The sequence below is a fragment of the Streptacidiphilus sp. PAMC 29251 genome (genome assembly GCF_054208735.2).
Genome location: NZ_CM135725.2, coordinates 518287 through 538882 on the forward strand (window position 1 = coordinate 518287; position 20596 = coordinate 538882).

General features: G+C 73.6%; 13 protein-coding genes. 1 reads left to right on the forward strand and 12 read right to left on the reverse strand.

The annotated features are described in order from the left end of the window. Positions 1-59 precede the first annotated feature (59 nt). From ACXKR8_RS02680 to eccCa, 12 genes are all read right to left on the reverse strand, one after another. Positions 60-782, reverse strand: coding sequence for a WXG100-like domain-containing protein (locus tag ACXKR8_RS02680; RefSeq protein ID WP_462100266.1), 723 nt, complete (start codon positions 780-782; stop codon positions 60-62). Next, positions 739-1113: a WXG100 family type VII secretion target gene (locus ACXKR8_RS02685; protein WP_458271277.1), complete on the reverse strand. Its 375-nt coding sequence runs from the start codon at positions 1111-1113 to the stop codon at positions 739-741. The genes ACXKR8_RS02680 and ACXKR8_RS02685 overlap by 44 nt, the downstream gene beginning before the upstream one ends. A 29-nt stretch (positions 1114-1142) precedes the next feature. Continuing rightward, a complete protein-coding gene (locus ACXKR8_RS02690; protein ID WP_462100267.1) occupies positions 1143-3473 on the reverse strand; it encodes a YbaB/EbfC family nucleoid-associated protein in 2331 nt (776 codons plus the stop codon). Continuing rightward, positions 3373-4527, reverse strand: a complete 1155-nt coding sequence (locus ACXKR8_RS02695; protein WP_462100268.1) for a WXG100 family type VII secretion target — start codon at positions 4525-4527, stop codon at positions 3373-3375. The genes ACXKR8_RS02690 and ACXKR8_RS02695 overlap by 101 nt, the downstream gene beginning before the upstream one ends. Positions 4528-4634: 107 nt before the next feature. Then, complete coding sequence (locus ACXKR8_RS02700) at positions 4635-5180, reverse strand: hypothetical protein (protein WP_458271280.1); 546 nt, start codon at positions 5178-5180, stop codon at positions 4635-4637. Positions 5181-5186: 6 nt separating this feature from the next. Next, on the reverse strand, positions 5187-5474 hold the full coding sequence (locus ACXKR8_RS02705; RefSeq protein WP_458271281.1) for a WXG100 family type VII secretion target: 288 nt from the start codon (positions 5472-5474) through the stop codon (positions 5187-5189). Between the two features lie 79 nt (positions 5475-5553). Beyond that, positions 5554-5889, reverse strand: a complete 336-nt coding sequence (locus tag ACXKR8_RS02710; RefSeq protein WP_458271282.1) for a WXG100 family type VII secretion target — start codon at positions 5887-5889, stop codon at positions 5554-5556. Positions 5890-5927: 38 nt separating this feature from the next. Further along, the gene (locus ACXKR8_RS02715) at positions 5928-9341 is read right to left on the reverse strand and encodes a right-handed parallel beta-helix repeat-containing protein (protein WP_458271283.1); all 3414 of its coding nucleotides are present in this window, start codon (positions 9339-9341) and stop codon (positions 5928-5930) included. Next, positions 9338-10291, reverse strand: a complete 954-nt coding sequence (locus tag ACXKR8_RS02720) for a hypothetical protein (protein ID WP_462100269.1) — start codon at positions 10289-10291, stop codon at positions 9338-9340. The genes ACXKR8_RS02715 and ACXKR8_RS02720 overlap by 4 nt, the downstream gene beginning before the upstream one ends. 251 nt (positions 10292-10542) lie before the next feature. Beyond that, complete coding sequence (gene eccB, locus ACXKR8_RS02725; protein ID WP_462100270.1) at positions 10543-13704, reverse strand: type VII secretion protein EccB; 3162 nt, start codon at positions 13702-13704, stop codon at positions 10543-10545. A gap of 13 nt (positions 13705-13717) precedes the next feature. After that, entirely contained in the window at positions 13718-15361 is a 1644-nt protein-coding gene (gene eccD, locus ACXKR8_RS02730) for a type VII secretion integral membrane protein EccD (protein ID WP_458271286.1), read from the reverse strand. Beyond that, entirely contained in the window at positions 15358-19272 is a 3915-nt protein-coding gene (eccCa, locus tag ACXKR8_RS02735) for a type VII secretion protein EccCa (protein ID WP_462100271.1), read from the reverse strand. The genes eccD and eccCa overlap by 4 nt, the downstream gene beginning before the upstream one ends. Before the next feature lie 498 nt (positions 19273-19770). Here eccCa and ACXKR8_RS02740 point away from each other — a divergent pair, with 498 nt between their 5' ends. Then, positions 19771-20535 carry a hypothetical protein gene (locus tag ACXKR8_RS02740; RefSeq protein WP_462100272.1) on the forward strand — a complete coding sequence of 255 codons (765 nt, stop codon included), beginning with the start codon at positions 19771-19773 and terminating at the stop codon, positions 20533-20535. The last annotated feature ends 61 nt before the right edge of the window (positions 20536-20596 follow it).

Consider the following 20596-nt stretch of genomic DNA (forward strand, 5'->3'; position numbering starts at 1 on the left):
TCCTCCGTGTGATCACTGAGCGTAGAGAACTCCATGATCACGCAGGATCCGTGCCTGTCTCACGTGCGGCACCCCCAACCGACGCGCAGCCTCACCATTTGCCGGTCACTCTTAGGTGCGAACGCACCGCCCACGCCGTGCAGGATGCCGCCGATGCCACCGGAGATGGCGCCACTCTCGACCGCCGAGAGGGTGAGCGAGGCGTCCCACTTGGTCCGGTCCCCCTTGAGGAACTGGATGGTCTGGATGGCCACGTCCATGCCGACCATGAAGCCGACACCCATGACCACGGACTGGAGCAGCCGCTTCAGGATCATCTGCACGATCAGCCGGGCCGCGGTGATCGCGGCCGGCACCGCCTCCGGGGCCCAGAACGCAAGCTGCACCAACTCGTAGGCCAGCCAGACGAGCTGAGCCAGAATCATGTACTTGGAGTACTCCAGTTGCACGCCCGTGTTGTGGCCGAGCTGGCCCATCTGGCCTGCCGCGTCGGCCATGTCGGGCAGGCTGGACTGAAGCTGGGCGGTGAAGTCGTGGAACTGGTCCGCCACCTGACCCCCGATGCTGTTCAGCACGCCGCTGGTGGCGGGGTCGATGGTCGCGCTGAGGTTCACCAGCTGCTGGGCGGCGTCGTTCCATGCCGCGCCGAGCGCGATCATCTTGTCCTCGTCGCCCTTGGGCCACGCCTGGCCGACGGCCAGACGGGCCACCCAGCCCAGCTCGGGGGCAGGTTGATGCTCACAGGTGGCCGTGCTCCGTCCTCGATCCGCCGGTCGGAACATCCGGCTGGTCGGGGGTGTGCAGCTGCCGGGCGGCGGCGGCGTTCTCCTCTTCCAACTGGGTGAAGCGCAGCGCCATGGTCTGGATGCCGTCCGCGGTGCTGTCGAGCACCTGGCCCACGCCGCTGATGCCTTCCAGCAGCTCGTGGTGCGGGTTCTCGTACTGGTCCAGGAACTCCTTGCCGCTGGCGTCGTCGCCCCAGGGCTCGCCCAGCGCGCCGAGGCGGGCCTCCAGGTTGCTGCCCACCGAGCGGATGTGCTCCGCGAGCTGCCGCACGTAAGGCAGTTGGCGGTGCAGCCCGTCGGTGTCGACCGAGAAGTGTCCGTTGTCCATGGTCGTCCTCATTCCTCTTCCACGTTGGCTCAGCCCGGGCGGTGCAGGCCGTCCGGCCGTCCGTTCTCGACGTACTCGCGCACCTGGTCGGGCATGCCCGGCTGTTCGGGGAGCAGCGCGGCGGGGTCAACCCGGCCCTGGATCAGGTCAGCGACACCGACACCCGACGGCAGGTTCAGCGTGGTCAGTTCGGCCACTTGCTCCAGTGCCTTGGCCCTGGCCTGGGAGAGTGCCGCGAGCAGCGCCTCGGAGAGCTCCTTGGGGGCCATCCGGCGCCACGCCCCGGTGGGGAACTCGATCGCGGTGACCTCACCCTGGGCGGTCACCGTGGCCTTGACGCTCTGCCGGGGCGCGAGGCCGACGCCGGTCACCTCGTTGATCTGCCTCCGGGTTTCGGCGGCCTCCTCACGCTGGCGCTGGTAGAGGGCCAGCAGATCTTCGATCTCCTGGTCGTAGGGAGTGCTCATGCCGGTCCTCCCCAGATGTCGCCGTCCTGGACCAGGAGGTCGGCGATACTGCGGCGCTGCGGTTCCTCCTCCGGTTCCTCCTCGTTCCCCTCTTCCGGATCCTCCTCGGGGACCTCGTCGGTGGAGCGGGCGGTGAGCGCGCCGGTCGCGGCGATCGCGGCGGCCGTCAGACCGCCCGGCGCGGGCGTCTGGTCCGGACGCCAGGTGGTCCAGGTGGGGCCTTCCTCTTCCTCGGCGACCCCGGGGGGCGACCACGGGGTGGGCGCCCCAGGTGCCGTCCTCGGCCGTGGCGTAGCCGGAGGAGAGGACCTCGCGCTCCTCGTCCGGGCCGACCAGTCCCCAGAGCAGCGGCACCAGGGTGTCGCCGCTGGCGTCCCAGGCGGCGGTCTCCTCCGCGTTGCCGGGATCGGCTCCGCCGACCAGGGCCGGGGACGGCTCCGACTCCGCCACGGCCCCGGCCGCCGCCTGCTCCAGCGCCTCGACCTCGGCGATGGCGGCGGTCTCGACCGCCTCCTGCGTCAACAAGGCTTCCTCAGAGGGAGGTTCGGCCGCAGCGGGCTCCTCGCTCCAGGCCACGGCCTCGCCGGCGAGAGCCGGCGGCACGGCGGCCACCGGGTCGCTGTGTTGCTGACCGGTCCGCGCAACGGCCACGGTCGCGGCCACAGCTGCGGCCGACAGCGCAGCCTCGACCACGGCTGCCTCGGCACCCAGTTCCAGGCCTGCGGCCCCTGCCGCCGCGCCCTGCGGGGAGCCGGCCTCGCCGGTGGCGGCCGGTGCGCCCTCCCACGGCTCGCCCTCGCCCTCCAGGAGGCCGGAGGCGTCGCTGCCCTCATTGGCCTGCCCCTGGCCCGAGCCCGAGCCGCCACCCATGCCCGGCAGGTAGGGCATGCCCTCGCCCGTACCGGCTGCCTGCTCGGCCTCGCCGGCCGCCGCCTCGTCCGCTCCGGCGGCCGACCATGCGCCCTCGGGCAGTGCGGCCGCGGTCACCGGCTCCTCGGCTGCCGGCTCGCCCACGGGCGACGCGGCCAGGAGGTCCGCGCCCAGGCCGTGCAGCCCGGGACCGCCCGCGGCCGCGCCGAGCGGCGTGCCGACCTCCTCGGCTGCCTCTGGCAGGCCGGTCCAGGGTTCGGCGTCCCCGCTGAGCAGGCCAGAGGCATCGCTGCGCTCGTTGTTCTGCCCCTGGCTCTGACCAGCGCCGCCGCCCGTGCCTGGCATGTACGGCATGCCGCCCTCGCCCAAGCCCTCTCCCTCACCCAGGCCGTCACCCTGGCTCTCGCCGGAGCCGGGAACCCCGAGGCCGCCGATCCCGTCACCAAGGCTGTCGTCGCCCAGGCCGTCCAGGCCGGGGCCGCCGGCCAGTGCGCCGAGCGGCGAACCCGCTTCTTCGCCGCCCACGTCGGTGGAGCCGGACCAGGGTTCGGCATCGCCGCTGAGCAGACCGGAAGCGTCGCTGCGCTCCAGGTTCTGCCCCTGCCCCTGACCGGCGCCGCCGCCCATGCCCGGCATGTACGGCATGCCGCCCGCACCGAGCCCCTCACCCGCGCCCTCCTCGGAGCCGGCGGCCCCGAGGCCGCTGATGCCGTCACCGAGGCCGTCGCCCAGACCGGAGTCGAGGCCCGTTGCGTCGGGGAGACCGGACTCGGTGGAGAGGCCGCCCGGGAAGGCGGCGGGGTCACCGAGCCCGCCGACGCCGACGCCGCCGCTGGTGCCGAGCCCGCCGACGCCGCCGGTTCCCAGCTCGCCGGGGAAGGAGTCGCCCGCGCCGTCCGTCAGCGGGTCGGTCAACCCGTCCTCACCCGTGCCGACCCGACCGGCCCCCTTGGTGGACGTGCTGAGTGGGAAGGGCGTCGGGGTGAAACTGTCCAGCGGCAGTCCGCCCGGGCCGGTACCCACGTCGGTGCCGCCGGGGAAACGCGCTGGGATCGGCCAACCCACCCGGCCCACCGGTGTCGGTTCCGCCCGGGAACGCGGACGGGTCGGCCAGGGCGCTCGGTCCGCCGGTGTCCGTGCCGCCGGGGAAGGGGGACGGCTCGCCGATCCCCCCGGCGGGGTTGAGGGCGGCATCCATCAGGGCCGGATCCGAGCCGCCGAAGGGCAGGCCGGAGCTGTCGCCGGTGGAGAGGTCGCCGGGGAAGGGAGCGAGCGCGGGGTCCTGACCTGCCTGGAGGTCGCTCAGGTCGGCGGGCTGCAGGCCGGGGTCGGTGATGCCGTCCGTGTCGGAGAGGTCGTCCGGGTTCGGCTCCGGGATGGTGTCCGGGGTGTTGTCGCCCGGCGAGGTGATCGGCTGCGGTGAGCGCACCGAGTCGATGGTGACCTGGTACTCCCCCGCCAGGCTCTTGAGCACGCCCCGCATGTCACTGGTCATCATCTGCACCAGCTGGGGCTTCTGGCTGATCGGGATCAGCCCGTTGCTCATGGGGTGGACACCCATCTGGATCGCCTGGTTGGCATACCAGTTGTCGATCTCGACGATCTTGTTCTTGGCGTTCAGCAGGTTCACCGCGTTGTCGGCGAGCTGCTGCGGGATGGAGTGGGTGCCGGTGGCACCCCCGGAGAGTACGTCCGCGGTGGCCTTCACCTGCCGGGAGAAGGTGGTCATCATGTTGATGAACGAGTCGGCCGCGTCGCCCTTCCACGGCCCGTCGGGTCCGGCCAGCGCCTTGGCCTGGGCATCCAAGCTTTCCGCGATCTCGGAGAGGGTGACCTGCACGGCGTAGAAGGCATTGGCTGCCTTGTTCAACGAATTCGGATCGGAGACCGCGAGGGCGTGCGACTGGTTGTCGGAGTCGTCCACGCCTGCGGACATGCCGCTGATGGCGGCCTCGATCTGCTTCCAGTCCCAGGTGTCGTAGTCGGAGACCGATCCGGGATCGGAGCCCGGATCGCCGAAGATCGCGCCGTCACCGCCCTGGTTGAAGCCGTTGCCGTTGTAGTCGGTGTCACCCATGGTTGCCCCTGCCCTGCTCCGTCTGCCCTGTGTCCTGTGCTGTACGGTTGCCGGGCCCCCGTCAGCCGACGTCCTGGCGGGACGTCGGCGTACGGGGGCCGCGGCTCTCACCCGGCGGGAGGGCCTGTCGTCCCCGAGCCGCCACCGTCGGAGATGAGCGAGGTGAAGTCGGCCTGGGAGAGGTTCATCGCGGTGGCGAAGTCGGTCGCCGTCATATGACCGGCGTCCTCGACCGTCGTGTATGTGTGGCTCAACTGCTTGATGCCGTCCCGCAGATCGGCCAGGCCCTGACCGAGGTCGGCGAGCACCAGCAGGTACTTGGCCTTGAGTCCGTCGTCACCGTTGGCTCCGTTGATGTCGACCCGGATCTTGTTGGCGTGGTAGAACGCGCCCGGTGAGATGCTGACCTCGTCCAGCGTGGTCGAGGCCGTCTGCGTGGGCGTGATCAGCAGGTCGATGTTGCCCGCGAAGACGTCCAGCGCCGAGGTGTTGACCGTGGTGCCGGAGCCGCTGCCGTCGTGTCCGGGCACCGGCGGCACGGCGAACGGATCCGGGTTGTCGAAGGTTCCCTGACCGGGTGTCAGGGTCAGCCCGCCGTTGTACTGCTGGGCCTGGTGGGCGGGCGTGGACGATTGGTTCCGGGTGGCTGGCATCGCGGATCAGCCCCAGAGCTGAACGCCTTGGCGTTCCCCGTTGGAGTAGTACTCGTTGATGTTGCCGAGCATCTGCGTGGCGGCGGCGGCCTTGGCGGTCATGTCCGCCGCGGCGGCGTCCCACTGGGCCTTGACCTGGGCGTAGGTCTCCTGGGCATCGCTGGTCCACTCGGCCAGGTTGACCTTCGACTGGTTGTCGAGGTCGGCCAGGGTCTGGTTGATCTTCTGGGTGATGGAGTTCATCTCGCCGACGATGAAGTCGACCTGCTCCATCTGGACGGTGTAGGTGGCCATGTTCACGGGCTCCAGCTGTGAGGAGGGATGGTCCGTCGGAATGCGGACTGGTTGTGGCAGTGCGGAAGCAGGCAGTGGCTCAGAAGCCGGGCAGGCCGACCGCGCCGGACGAGATGCTCTGGGCCACCTGCTGCGCGACCTGCTGGGTGTCCTCGTGGGTGTTGGCGTAGACGTTGGTGTTGGAGGACAGCTTCTCCAGCATCGTGCGCAGGGCGCCGTTCACCGTGTTGAAGTCCTCCAGCCACTGCTGCATGGCCTGGGTGTAGACGTTGGCCGCATCGCCGCTCCAGCTGGCCTGGAGGCCCTCGATCTGGCCGTCCATCTGGGAGTAGGAGCTGGTGGTCTCGTCCAGGGCGTTCTGGAAGGTGCCCTGGGCGGCGGTCATTCCCTGCAGTTCGACTGAGGTCAGTGCCATGTCGGTGGTCCTTCTCTGCTCGATCGGCGGTTGGGGTGTCAGGAGCGCACCAGCGGTGCGGTCCCGGTCTGGCCGGCCGTCCCGGGGACGGCCTGCGGGGCGGCCGGCTGCACCGGCTGTGGATCAACCGTGCTCCGGCCGTTGGTCGTTGGGGCTTCCTCCGGGTGACGCTGGGCTGACGGCCGGGCGTCGGCCGCGTGCGCCTCCAGCAGCGCCGTCAGCTCGTCCACGCCGACGGTCCGCGAGCGGGCCGCGCCGGCCAGCCGCTCGGCCAGCCAGTGCAGCTCGTGCGCACCGCCAGGGGCGGGGCTCACCTGCTGCTCGGCGGCGAGCCTCCGGGCCGCCTCCTCCCCCAGCCGGAAGCCGAAGGAGCGCAGCCGACGGCTCACCAGCTCCACCGCCTGACCCGGGGTGTACGGGTCCAGTTCGGCGTACACGGCGAAGGTCTCGGCCAGCTCGTCGTACCCGGAGAGCGCCCGGGTCAGCTCCGGTCCGCCGCCGCAGAGCACCAGTACGGCCCCGTGGTCCCGCACCGCGAGCTGGGCCAGCGCGTCCAGCACGGCCCCCCGGTGATCGGCGGGCCGCCGGTCGAAGGCCGCGTCCCAGGCCACGGCCAGCACCCCGCCCTCGGCCTCGGTCAGTGCGGCGGCCAGCCGGTGCAGGGGCTGCTGCGCCCAGCGCACCGGAACGGCGGACAGCTCGATCCGGTGCGGGGCGCCGTGCGGCAGCAGGTCCAGCTCCGCCAGGCAGCGGGCGTACGCCTGGGCCAGCGCCCGGCGTCCGCTGCCGGACGGCCCCTGGAGCACGGCGTGGGCCAAGCCCTCGGTGGAGCGGCCGGCTTCGCGCAGCTGGGCCAGGCTCTCCAGCCGGGTGGCCAGGACCTGGCGGGCACGGTCCAGGCCGATGAGTTCGGCGAGAGCGCGGAGCGGCTCCGCTGGAGGCTTCGCCGAGACGGCGGCGGGAGCCGGGGCCTGTGCCGGAGCGGCGGGGGCGGAGGGTTCCGGGGCCTTCGCCCTCGCGACGGGTTGCGCCCCCGGGGCGGGCTGCACCGGGGGGAGCAGCACGTCCGCGCCGGTCAGGCGGCTCAGCTCGCTGTCGTCCTGCGGCGGACCTGAGGCCAGCCGGGAGGCCTGACCGCTGATCATCTCCTCGAAGACCTGCCGGGCCACGCGCCCGTTTCCGAAGGTGGCCCCCTTGGGCACCAGTTCGAAGTAGCGGTCCAGCGCCTCGAGCGCGCTCTCGTCCAGCTCGTAGTAGTGCTTGGCGCACAGCCCCCGGACGATGGTGACCAGCTCGTCCGGACTGTAGTTGGGGAAGGCCACGCTGCGGGCGAAGCGGGAGGCCATGCCGGGGTTGGACGCCAGGAACTGGTCCATCTGCGCCGAGTAGCCGGCCACGATGACCACGATCTCGTCGCGGTGGTCCTCCATCAGCTTCATCAGGGTCTCGACCGCTTCCTGGCCGAAGTCCGGCCCGGTACCCCGGGACTGGTTGGTCAGGGTGTAGGCCTCGTCGATGAAGAGCACGCCGCCGAGCGCCTTCTGGAAGACCTCGGTGGTCTTGATCGCGGTGCCGCCGATGATCTGGGCGACCAGGTCGGCGCGGGCCACCTCCACGATGTGGCCCTTGCTGAGAATGCCCAGCTCGGCCAGGACCGCGCCGTAGAGCCGGGCCACGGTCGTCTTGCCGGTGCCGGGTGGTCCGGCGAAGACCAGGTGACGGCTCAGCGGTGGCATCGGCAGGCCCATCTCCTGCCGCCGCTGGGCCATCTTGTTGAGGTTGATCAGGCCGGTGACCTCACGCTTGACCGACTCCAGGCCGACCAACGCGTCCAAGTCCGCCAGCGGCCCGGTGCCGGTGTGCCGCAGGCCCTCGGGCCCGCCGGAGGCCCCGGTGGCGGAGCCGGCCGACCCGCCGTCGGCCTTGGTGCCGCCCGCCGCGTCCCGTGCCGCTTCGGAGCCGCCGCCGGTGTCCAGCCGCTCCACGGTGACCGGGCCACCGGGCTTCAGCTCGCGCACCGGGCTGCCGCCGTTGTCGCGGATCTCGCAGTCGTGCACCCGCACCGGCGCGTCGGTGTTGCAGCGCACACCGTCGCCGCCGCTGTCGAAGATCCGGAGCCCGCCCAGGTCGGCCCGGCCGGAGGCCTGCACGTGCACGCCGTTGCGCCGGGCTCCGCCGATCCGGCAGCCGACGGCGGTCAGCAGACCGCCGGCGACCCGGATGCCGTCCGCGTCCGAGCCGGTGAACTCGCTCTCGGAGGCCCGCAGTTCGCTGTCCGCGCCGACCAGTGTCTCACCGCCGTGCACCGAGCTGGAGACGAACTCGGCCTTGGCGCCCCCGCTCAGCGCCAGCGGCGTGCCGCCGGCCGCGGTCAGCCGCACCTGGCAGAGGCGGGCGGTCACCTCGCCGTCCAGCTCCACGCCGAGCGCGCCGGCCGGCACCGCGATCTCGCCGCCGTTCAGGCTGAGCGTCGCCCGGCCCTGGGCGCGGACCGCGACCGCCGCGGCGTCGCGCACGGTCAGGCCGACCGCCTCGGCCGCACCGGCGGCCTCGACCAGCAGCCCGATCGGGGACCCCTCGATCCGGCACTGGTCCAGTACGGCGCGGGCGGCGGCGGCCACCCGCACGCCGCCCACGGCCGCCCCGCTGATCACGCAGCCGCGCAGCAGCGGCGCGGCCCCGGCGCCGACGTGCACCGACTGCCCCGCCGAGCCGGTGAAGACGCAGTCCAGCAGGCTGATCGCGGCGCTGCTGGCGAGGTAGGCGTCCACATGGACGCTGTCGGCCACGGTCACCCCGCGCAGCTCGGCGCGGCCCTGCTGTTCCACCGCGACGGCCGGCTTGCCGCTTCGCTCGATCCGGCTGGACTCGACCACGGCGGCGCCCTCGCCGTTGACGCAGATGCCGTTGCCACGCGCGCCGGAGAGGGTGCAGTCCCGGACGGTGAGCCGCCCCTGCTCCGCCACGACCACGGCGGAGGAGCCGACGTCGCTCACCCGCGAACGCTCCATCACATTGCCGCCGCCGGAGGTGACCACGATGCCCGCGCCCTGGGCATTGGTCACTGTGCAGTCACGGAGCGCGAGTTGGCCCTGCTGCCAGGCCAGTACGGCGGCCCAGGCCTCGCCGGAGACCTGGCAGCCGTCCAGTGCGGCCTGGCCGCGCCGCACGTCCAGCACCGGGGCTCCGGGGTCCGAGCCGGAGAGCAGCAGCCCGGAGAGCTGCACCGCCTCGGCGTCCAGCACGACGGTGCTGCCGGAGGCACTGTGGATGGTCGCCGAGCCGGCCGGGTCGGCGGCCAGCGTCACCGGGCGGGTGATCAGCAGCGACTCCTCGTACCGCCCGGGGGCCAGCGTGATCAGCGTGCCGTCCCGGGCGTCGGCCAGGGCGGCCGCGACGGTCCGGTAGGCGCCGGGGCGGTCGGGCGAGACCGCCAGCATGTGACGGCTCATGGAGCTGCTCCCTCAGGGGCGTGGCCCCGGTCCGCGGCGGGCCGCAGGCGGTCCCGGGCTGTCAGCAGGCCCGGCGGGTTGCCGAGGACGCCTGGTGTCTCCTCGTTCTGCGAACGGCTCTCCAGCCCGAGGGCGGTGACGGAGCGTTCAAGGCTGTCGAGGGCGATCTCGTCCAGCGGCAGCCGCCGGGCGGCCGGGTCCGCGAGTACGGCCGTCCCGGCGTCGGGGTCGGCGGCGGCCTCGGCCGGGGACAACTCGCGCAGCAGCACCACCGGGCGGTCTCCCGACTCGTCGGTGCGCAGCACCTTGAAGGCCGTACCGGGCAGGAACAGCACCCGGTACGGTGCGTGCGGGTCGAGCAGGGCGGTGCGGCGGGCGGTCATGGACCAGATCAGGAAGTCGGTGCCGCCGGCCGGTGCGGGCGGGGGCGCGGTCCATCCGGTGCAGAAGGCCCACTCCACCGCGGTGCGGCCGTCGGTGTACCAGGCGCGGTCGGTGGCGCTGAGGCGGGTGCGCAGCAGGACCGGTCCCCGGTAGGAGGGCAGCCGACGCAGCCCGGCGGTGACGCAGCGGGCCAGCGGAACATGCGGCCCGGCTGCGGCGGCCCGGATCGTCTCGTCCACGGCCGCGCTGTCACCAGAGAGGTAGAGCCGGACGGCGACCAGGTCGGTCAGCGCGTCGGCGGCGTCACTGCGGGAGGCTCCGCGCAGGCCCGGCGACTCGGACATCACCCGCGAGACCGTCCCGGCGATGGCGTTGTAGCGGGAGCTGAACGTACGCCGCACCCACGCCCGCTCCTGCTCCAGCCCGCGCTCCGGCGGCAGCACACTGGCCGCCTGCCCGGGCGTCGTCTGCACCCGCACCCCCACCACCGGCTGCGGCGGCAGCGGCACTGACACCGGCGTGGGCGGAGGCACGGCCACGCTCTCGGGCACCGTCCCGGACTCCATCCGGATCCTGGGCACGGTCGGCGCCGTGTCGGATCCGTCCGCCGATGATGGATCAGTCTCGTTGCGGGAAAGAGGGTTTGGCGCGGTTTCCGGCTCCCCCGCGGGAAGGCCGGGTGGCCCGGCCTCCGGCCGGGGTCCGCCGGCCGTGGGTCGTCCGGCGAGGGCCGCCGCGATGCGGGAGAGGCCCTCGGGGCGGTCCTGGGCCGGGGCGTTCCCGATCGGCTCCGAAGGCGTCCACAGCGTCAGTGGTGTCAGCGGCAGTTGTACCGGTGTCTCCGGGCCGTCCTGCCGAGGTTCGCGTACGTGGTCGTCGCCGTCCGGCCCCGTGGACTGCGCGGGCGCGCCGGGTCGGGGGGCGGCGGGATCGTCGGGTCGGGCCGGGGCGGCCACCACCGTCGCGGTGGTGCTGGTCGCCACAGGGGCTGGTGGCAGCGGGGCAGCACCCTCGGAGTGGAGGGCGTCCAGGCCGGCCGCGCTGCCGGGGGTGGCTTCGGACTCGGTGCGGGGGCGGAGCGGGACGGCGGCTGGGTGGGAGCGGTGGCGGCGCCGGACCACATCCGGGGGCGCTCGGGTGACGGTGGGTCAAGGGTGTCGCCCCGCGCTTCCTCGGCGGCGGGGGCGGACGGCGCGATTGCCGGAGCGCCGGCCTCGGCGCGGGAGATCCACGGGGCCAGGTGCATCGGGCGGCGCTCGGCCGCCCGCGCGGCGGCGACCGCGCGCCAGTCGTCGGCGGTGGGGGGCACCGTCCAGGCGTGGTCGTCTGCGACGGCAGTCAGACCAGGGGCGTCGGCGGGGGCGACCCGGAACGCCTCGCGGCTCTCCGGGTCGAGCCGCCAGAGCATGTCCTGCGCCAGGGCGCGCATCCGCTCGGCGGTGGCGGGGGTGCTGCGGTCGTAGAGGATGACCGGGTGACCGGGCGCGCAGGGCAGGCGGCGGACCTCGTCGGCGCCGGACGGGTCCACGACGGGCCGGATCCAGAGCCCGGAGGAGATCACCTCGAGCACCGCGTCGGCGGCGTACTGGTAGACGCCGGGGCCGAGTTGGCGGACCTCGGTGACCGGGTGCCGGAGTCCGGCCAGGCTGGGCGGCGGGGCCTCGCCGTCGGCGCCGCGCGGGGAGTAGACGAGTTCGGCGGCGAAGGGCGACCAGCCGGGCGAGCCGTCCCCGCGCAGGCCCATGATCCGGACCCGGCCGCTGCCGACCGAGCCGTCACCGGACTCGATCGTGGGCATTCCGGCGTAGAGGACGACCTGTCGGCCGATCGCGTCCGCCAGTTCCTGGCCGACGCTGACTCCGCCCTCGGGCAGGGCCACCGGGCCGAAGTGGATGAAGCGGACCCAGGAGCGCACCGAGTGCATGACGGTGTCCCAGACCCGGACGATGTCGTCGAGCGGAACGGCCGGCCCGCCGGGGCTGCCCAGCACGACGTTCATCAGCTGCGGGTGGCTCGGCACCCGGTCCACCAGGCGGCGCCAGCCGGCCAGCGGCGGGCTGGGACGGGCGCTGCGGACCCAGACGCCGCTGGGCACGGCTTCGACCACACCGTAGGGGCTGCTCTCCCAGGGCTGGTCGCTGGTGGAGAACTCCCACATGGGCTTGGGGAAGCGCAGTGAGTCGCGTTCCAGCGGGCGGCCGGGCCGCATCCGCAGCCAGCCCGCGCCGTAGTCGGCGGGGATGAAGAGGCCGCCGTGGGCCGTGGGCAGCAGTTCGCCGTCGGGGGCGAGCACGGTGCGGCGCAGCCGCTCGGCCAGCAGTCGGCCGACGTGGCGCGACTCCTGGGGGGTGGCCCGGCCGAAGACCAGCCGCAGGCTCGTACCGGGCAGGCCGTCGAGCAGCCGGGCCAGTTGCTGCCAGTGCGGCTCCAGCGCACCGAAGGGCAGGTCCACCACGACCAGGGTGTGCTGGGTGTCGGAGGCCAGCCGTTGCGCGAAGGCGAGGGCCTGCGGGTCGGCACCGCCCTTGGGGTGGACCAGCATGGCGTCGCCGGCCTGCCGGAGCCGGAGCGGCAGCAGGGTCCGGGTGCGGGGGGCCGCCGTGCCGGCGCGCATCGAGGCCATCGGGTTCACCCGCCCTGGACGGTGAGTCGGGCCGCGGCGGTGGAGAGCACCGGCCCCTGCGGCAGGACGGCGAGCAGCGAGGCGGGCAGCGGCACGGGCGCGCCGCCGCCGAGGCCGAGGGTGGCTCGGGCCTGGGCGTCGCCGAGCGGGTAGGCCACGCCCTGGTCGCTGATCAGGTAGGTCTGCGGACTGCCCTGCTGCCGGGCCAGCTGCTCCTGGTCCACCGCCACCACCCCTCCGTCGGGCGGAAGCTGCACTGGTCGGGAGTCGGCGTCGGCCGGGGCCTCGACCGCCACCGTGCTGATCCGCGCCCCGTGGGCCTGCTGGCGCAGGCAGAGAGCGTGGAGCCGGTGGCGCTTTCGGGGCATCCAGCACCTCGGGCAGGTCCGCGCCGGGTGCGGTGGCGGAGACGGGGGCGGCGGCCATGTCGGCGGCGGTGACCTGACGGGTGCTCAACGCGCCGGGACGGGCCGCGAGCAGGGCCGCCTCGGTGGGGCCGATCGGGGCGACGCCGGTGCTGGTCATCACGTACGCGCGGCCGGTTCCGGCGGCACTGGTGCGGAAGGTCTGGCCGACCACGGTGGCCCTGCCCGCCACGGCGGCGGCCGGGTTTCCGCTGCCGATGATCGGGGCGGCGGTCAGCGGGGCGCCCACGGGCAGGGCGGCGAGCCATTCCTTGGGGGCGGCGTGCGGCCGGTCGCCGTCCAGGCCGAGGGCGATCAGGGCGGCGGGGTCGGGCACCGGGTGCAGTACGCCGCGCCAGAGCAGCGAGCGGCTTCCGTCCGGTCCGGTGAGCAGCAGTTGGCGGTCGGCGGGCAGCGGAGTGCTGCCTGCGGCCGGGGCGAAGTCGACACGTTCGGCACCGCTGCCGGCTCCGGTCGCACCCACCCCGGTGGGCGCCAGGCACCGGGTCCAGACGGCGCCGGTGAGCGCGTCGGCGGCGGGCAGGGCGTCGGGCGCTCCGGCGATGCCGACCGGTGCGCCGTGCGGGGTGCGGCCCAGGTCCTTGGCGGAGACCTCGCGCAGGGTGGCGCCCTTGCCGAGGATCAGCAGCGCGGAGGCATAGTTGCGGACCGGGCGCAGGGTGCCGTCGAGGAAGAGGTAGCGGGTACCGGTCTGCCGCTCCATCACGATCGTGCCCGTGGTGCGCCAACTGTCGCTCACGGGTGGGGAGATCAGGCCGTAGACGCCGAACCCGGCGCAGAGCAGCAGCACCGCGCCGGTGCCCAGCACGGTGCCCAGCGCGGCGCGGCGTCCTGGGCGGTCGCCACGTCCCGGGTCGCCGGTGAGCAGCGCGGTGGAGAGGCGGCCCATGGCGAACTGGTAGGCCTGCAGGTGGTCGCGTCGGGTCTGCATGCTCCGTCCCCTCTCAGCCGGCCAGCGAACGGAAGTAGCCGTAGGCGTGCAGGGTCTGCAGCAGCAGCGGCAGCAGCGCCACGGCGGTGGCCGTCTCCAGCAGGTCGCCCGCGTGGCCCCAGATCGGCAGCAGCCGGGCGGTGGGCAGTCGCAGCGCGGCGAGCAGCAGCAGGGCCGCGCCCGCCAGCAGCACGGCGAGCAGGGCCAGCCGGTGGCCGGGGCCGCCGGGTACTGCCCGCACCAGCAGTAGCACGGCCAGGCCGAAGGCCGCGGAGAGCACTGTCGGCGCCCGCTGCGGGATGCGGACCAGGCCGCGTGCACGCAGCAGCACGGCGGCGGCGAGGACCAGCGGCAGTACCCAGCCGATCCAGCCGTGATCGTGCGTCAGATACCAGAAGCCGACGGCGTAGACGAGGCCGGAGCCGAGGCTGAGCACGTCCAGGCAGGCATTGGCGAAGTCGACCCGTTGCTCGACCCGCTCCTGCGGCTCGGGGTCGAGCTCCCGCTGCAGTTCCTCGGCGTTGTGCGGCAGCGCGGGCACCCGGAGCCGGGCGGCGCGCAGGGCCAGCCGGGGGCCGAGGTGTCCGAGCACGAAGAGCCCGCCCGCGACGATGCCGACGGCCTGTGCGCCGTGCCAGTGGGCGGCCTGCATCAGTCCGCCGCCGACTGCGGTGGCCACGGCGGTGAGCAGCGCGGTGCCGGGCAGCAGCGGCGACAGTGCGCGCAGGGCCAGCAGGGCGCCGGCCAGCACGGCGACGCAGCCGGCCGCGGTCAGCACGCCGGGCAGGCCGGGGGCGTAGCCGCCGTGCTGGCCCTGACGGAAGGTCAGCCCGGCCAGGCCGCCGAAGGCCAGCGCGCCGAGGCCCGCCACGGTGGCCACCGAGCGGGTTCCCGCGGCCGTGCGGTCACGGCTGGGCGCGGCAGCGGCGGCGGACGCCCCCAGCAGCACGGCCGTGCTGCCGGCGCCGAGCGCGGTGGCGGCACCAGGACCGCCGCCGAGCAGTCCCACGGCCAGGGCCAGCAGCGCGAGGACGGACAGGGCCAGCGCGAGTCCGCGGGTGGTGCTCGGCTCCCAGCGGCCGGGGCGGGCGCTCACCACATGGGCGACTCCGTCGGCGAGGTCGTCGAAGTGCAGCGCGGGCAGCGGGTCGCCGGCCGGGCGCAGGTGCAGTGTCTCGCCGTGGCGCAGCCGGTGGCTCTCGACGGTGCCGTCCGGGTCCAGCGGGTCCTCGCCGAGGCGCTGGAGCACCCAGGCGGTGCCCGGCTCGACGGCGGGGGCGGGGGCGGGGGCGGGGCCAGGGGCTGCCGTGCTGCCCTGGGTGGGCACCGGAGCGGCGGCCGGGACGGGGGTGCCGAGCCGACGGAGCAGCACCGGCAGCAGCGCGGAGACAGGGGTGGCCACCGGCACGGCCAGGTCGGCGCTGCCACCCGGTCCGACCACGGTGAGCCGGCACACCTCGGTGCCGGTGAGGGTCGGCGCGGTCGCGGTGGGCGGCATGGTGCTCCTGTTCGGGTCGCGGAGGAGGTTCGGGTCTCGGAGGCGGGCCGGCGGGTTGCGGCGGCGCAGCGGGTTGCGGCGGGCCGGCGGGTGACGGCGGCTCGGCGGAGCGGCCGGGGCCGGTGTCGGTGTCGGCGGCGCCGGTCGGGTCGTGGTCACCGGCCCTCCACCAGGCCCGTCTGCACCAGCCGGACCGAGCGCCGGGTGACCAGCTGGGCACGGCCCGCGGGCAGTGTGCGGGGCTTGGCCTCGCCGATGAACTTGCCCTCCTCCTTGGGGTAGGAGAAGAGCAGCGCCGGGTTGCCCAGCTCCCACATGCGGCGCAGCAGCGGGTCGGACATGGCCCGCATCGCGCCGGAGGTGCTGCGGGCCACCACCAGGTGCATGCCGATGTGCGGGCCCTGGGCCAGCAGCGGCAGCAGCGGGGCGAGCGGCGAGGGGGTGCCCGCCGCGCCGCCGAAGAGGTCGTAGTCGTCGACCACCACGAACAGCCGGGGGCCCTGCCACCAGTCGCGGCGGGCCAGTTGCTCAGGGGTGATCTCCGGACCCGGCACCCGCTTGTTCATCGAGACGGCCGCGTTGGTCGCGAGCACGGCCAATGCGTCGCGTTCGACGGCGTAGCCGACCCGGTACTCCTCCGGCACGCTGGCCAGCAGGCCGCGGCCGGGGTCGGCCACCATGATCCGGGCCTGGTCGGGAGTGCAGTGCTCGGTGAGAGCGCGGATGACCAGGCGCAGCGCGTTGGTCTTGCCGGTCTCTCCGTCGCCGAAGGCCATCAGGTGGGCCTGGGCCGAGAAGTCGTGCCGGACGGGTTCGAGCCGCTGTTCGTCCCAGCCTAGGGCGATCTTCAGATCGCCTTCGGGGGGCGGCAGTTGGGCCGCCGTCAACCGGGTGGGCAGCAGTCGCACACTTGGGGCGGTGGGGCCGGTCCAGAAGGTGTCGATCTCGGCGACGGCCGCCTTGGTGGCCTGGGTGAGGTCGGCGGTGGCGGCGGAGCCGTCCAGCCGGGGCAGGGCGGAGAGGAAGTGGTGGCTGCCGGAGGTGATGCCGCGGCCGGGGCGGTGCGGGACGGCCTGGGCGACCCGCGAGGCGACCTCGGACTCCATCGGGTCGCCGAGCCGCAGCTCGAACTTGGTGCCGAGCAGGTCGCGCAGCCGGGGCCGCAGCTCGGACCAGCGCACGGCGGAGGCGATCACGTGGATGCCGAAGGAGAGGCCGCGCGCGGCCAGCTCGATGACCCTGGGCTCCAGGTCCTCGTAGTCCTGACGGAGCGTGAACCAGCCGTCCACGACCAGGAAGACATCGCCGTAGAGGTCCTCGACGCCGCCCCGGGCGCGCTGCGCGCGGTAGGCCGTCATGGACTCCAGGCCCAGGTCGGCGAAAGCCTGCTCGCGTCGCTCCAGCAGCTGGCTGAGCTCGGCGACGGTGCGCAGCACCCGGTCCCGGTCGAGCCGGGAGGCCACCGAGCCGACGTGTGGCAGCCCGGACGTGGAGGCCAGGCCGCCGCCGCCGAAGTCCAGGCAGTAGAACTGGATCTCCTCCGGGGTGTGCGTCAGCGCCAGCGAGAGGATCAGCGTGCGCAGCAGCGTGGACTTGCCGGTCTGCGGGGCGCCGACCAGGCCGACGTGGCCGGCGGCGCCGGAGAGGTCGGCCACCAGCAGTTCCCGCAACTGCTCGTAGGGGCGGTCCACCATGCCCAGGGCGACCCGCAGCGAGCCGGGCCCGGCCGGGCCCGGCGCGGACATGCCGCGGGCCGGGTCAGGGACGATGCCGGGCAGCAGTTCGTCCAGACTGGGTGAGGAGTTGAGCGGGGCGAGCCAGACCTGGCGGGCCGGCGGGCCGGCCTCCTCCAGTCGGCCGACCAGCAGTTCGAGCAGGCTCTCCCTTGGCTCGGCGGGTTCGGAGGTGTTCACGGCCGGCCGCTCCTGCTGCTGCTCGCGGGTGGCGGTCAGCTCCTCGATCCGCTCGGAGAACAGCCGCCCCTGCCGGGCCAGGGCGAACGGGACGACCTCGAGTCCGGCGTCGGCCCCGGCGCTCTCGACGGTGACGCCCTCGACCCGCTCCGGGGCGGGACCGGAGACGTAGGCGGCCTTGAACCGGACCAGGTTGGTGGTGTCGATCTTGAGGAAGCCGTTGCCCGGGGCGGAGGGCAGCTCGTAGGCGCTGGCCACACCGATCACCGAGCGGGACTCCATGGCGGAGAAGGTGCGCAGGGCCAGCCGGTAGGACAGGTGGCCCTCCACCTTGTGGATACGGCTCTCGTCCAGCCGCTGTGAGGCCAGCAGCAGGTGCACGCCGAGGCTGCGCCCGAGGCGGCCGATGGAGACGAAGAGGTCGACGAACTCCGGCTTGCTGGCCAGCAGCTCGGAGAACTCGTCGACGATGACGAGCAGCGAGGGCAGCGGGGCCAGGTCCGCGCCGCCGCCGCGCGCCTTCTCGTAGTCGTAGAGGGAGGAGTACCCGGCGGTGCGCAGCAGCTCCTGACGGCGGATCATCTCGCCGTTGATGGAGTCGCGCATCCGGTCGACCAGGTGGATCTCGTCGGCCAGGTTGGTGATCACGGCGGAGGTGTGCGGCAGCCGGTCCATGCCGAGGAAGGTGGCGCCGCCCTTGAAGTCCACCAGCACCAGGTTGAGCACCTCGGAGGAGTGCGTGACGGCCAGACCGGTGACCAGGGTGCGCAGCAGTTCGCTCTTGCCCGAGCCGGTGGCCCCGATCAGCAGGCCGTGCGGGCCCATGCCGCCCTGCGCCGACTCCTTCAGGTCCAGCTCGACGACCTCGCCCTCGTCGGTGACGCCGAGCGGCACCTTGAGCCGGGCCGACTGCTCCAGCCGCGGGCGCCACTTGGCGGCCACGTCGAAACCGTGCGGGTCGCGGATGCCGAGCAGCGCGGAGAGGTCGAGGTCGGACTCCAGCGCCCGGTCGGCCAGGTCCACACTGCCGCCGGTGCGGAACGGGGCCAGAGTGCGGGCGAGGGTCTCCGCCCCGGCGGCGCTCAGCGCGTCCGCCTCGGCGGTGACGGTCGACTCCCCGCTGGGGAACTCCACCGTGCCGCCGCGCAGTGCCAGCCGGAGCACCTTGGGTCCGCCGGTCATCGCGCCGGTGGCGTCCAGCAGCAGCACATTGCGCAGGCCGCCGGTCAGCAGCCGGGAGGAGCCCGGCAGCGGCAGGCCCTGGGCGAGGATGACGACGTAGGGCTCGGCGGTGCTCGGCGATGCGGCCGGGTCGTGGTCGGGCCGGTCGCGCACCTCGGAGCCGAGCAGGTCCAGCAGCGCGTCGTGGTCGTCCGCAGCCAGCCGCAGCGGCCCGGCGTCGTCCTCCTCACTGCGGTGGGAGTTGTGCGGCAGCCACTTGAGCCAGTCCCAGTCGGCCTGCGCCGTGGGACCGCCGAGCAGCGCGACGCGCAGTTCCTCCGGCGAGTGCAACGCGACCAGTTGACCGATGACGGCGCGGGCCAGCGCGAGCGCGTCGGCGCCGGAGCCGACCAGTTCGACAGCGGTGAACCGCCGCCGCAGTGAGACCGGGATCGGCAGCCGGGGCACCACCTGATGGGCCTTGGTGAAGCGGCGCAGCGAGACCGCCGCGAGCGGCTCCAGGTCCTCCACCGGGCGGGTCTGCGGGGGCAGGAACTCCATGGCCGCACGGCGTGGTCCGAGCCCTATCCGCACCCGGGCGAAGTCCTCGTGCCCGGGCCTCCGCTCCCACAGGCGCGGTCCCTGCACGAAGGCGGTCAGCCGGACCGGGTCGGGGTTGTCCCAGAGCAGTGCGGCCCGCTGCGCGTCCGCGGCCTGGCGCGCCTGACGGCGCTTCTGGCCGAGGTAGCGCAGGTAGTCGCGGCGCTCGGCGTGCATCCGGCGGCGGCGCTCGCCGCCGGAGCGGCCGAGCTGCGTCAGCGTCATGCTGACCATGGCCACGCCCATCATCCCGGACATCATGTAGGTACTCGGCCCAGCACTGCGCATGGAGAACATCAGCGCCATCGCGCCGACACCGAGCCCCATCGGCAGGTAGAGGAGCGCGGAGCCGAGGTCCGCCGAGGCGGGCTCGCCCAGCACGGGCGGCTCGGCCAAACTCCGCCTCGCCCTCGGGCATGGCCGGGCCCTCGACCCGCGGGCTGCGCTTGACCTGAACAGTGCTCACGGCGCAACGCTCGCTTTCCGCATCGCTCCGGCCTGCGGCCGGGCCGCGGGCTTTCGGGTCTGGTTCGCCCGAACGGGCCAAGCTTGTCCGGTGAGTTGGATCGTTGGGTAGTGCTACCAACCCCAGGACCAGGTAATTTGACGAATGGTCACCTCGGGTACGCGCGGCGTCCAACTGCGGAGGTGCCCTGGTTCGCTTCCCCCTCTCCCTCGACGGCGGCCGAGCGCCCCACTCCTGCCAGCCGCAGCCCAAGTGTCGCGCGAGAGCCGAGGAGAGCACTCACGGCGGTGCCGCTGCCCCGCACCCCGTCCGGGGCGGATCCGGCGACTCGACACCTGCGGATTCGGTTGAATATCCCTGGCAGTCAAGGGACCTGATTAAGCAGATGCTGGCAGACTGGTGGGGCCGATCGAGAGGATGCTGATCTCATGCCGGACGGGCCGACTGCTGACCTGTCGAAGGAGAGGCTGGAGCCGAGGATCGTCGGGCTCGGCTCGCTGGCGCCCGACGGCGTACAGGCCGTGCGGTCCTTCCCCTACTTCTCGAATCCGGAGATCGAGGAGCACAAAGGACGCTCGCTGAACCTGGGCTATCAGCCGACGCCTGCTCACGTCCTGGTCAAGGGCGCACTTCGGTTGGGCTCCGTCTACGGCGGGGACGCAGCCAAGATCGCCTGGGCGCGACGGCAACTGCCGAAGTACCTGGAGGAGGTGACCGCGTTCTGCCTCGGGCCCCAGGGCGGCGGCGTCGCGGCGCTGGAGTCCCAGTCGCCGGGCTGGACCGCAGTGTTCGAGAAGGTCCACCAGGTCCTCGAACCGCGTCCTGCCGCCGGCTTCGTCGACAGCGGGGCGTACGACTACGCCCGGGAGATCGCAGCCGCCTCCGCGGGGGTCCAGGACTTCCTCCTGGCCAACTACCGGGCCTATCCGCAGACCCCCGCGGTCCGAACGGTGACGGGGATGTTCCGGTGGACGGTACGCATATCCGACGAGGTCAACAGCAAGGCCTACACTGCCTACCTCACCGGGGTCGCCGCGTCGCGGAACCCCGCATCACGGTCCAGCACACCGGGGGCGACGACGACGCCCTCGATGCCGCGCTCAAGACCCGGCTTCCCGCCATTGCCGACGCACTGGACGAGGCTCGCGCGCAACAGGGTCGGTCAGCGGCGATCCGCGCGCGTACGGATCTGAGTGCGGCCGATCTTGCCGCCGCTCTCAATGCCTGCCGTCCCGCGCTCACTGCGGTGCTCAC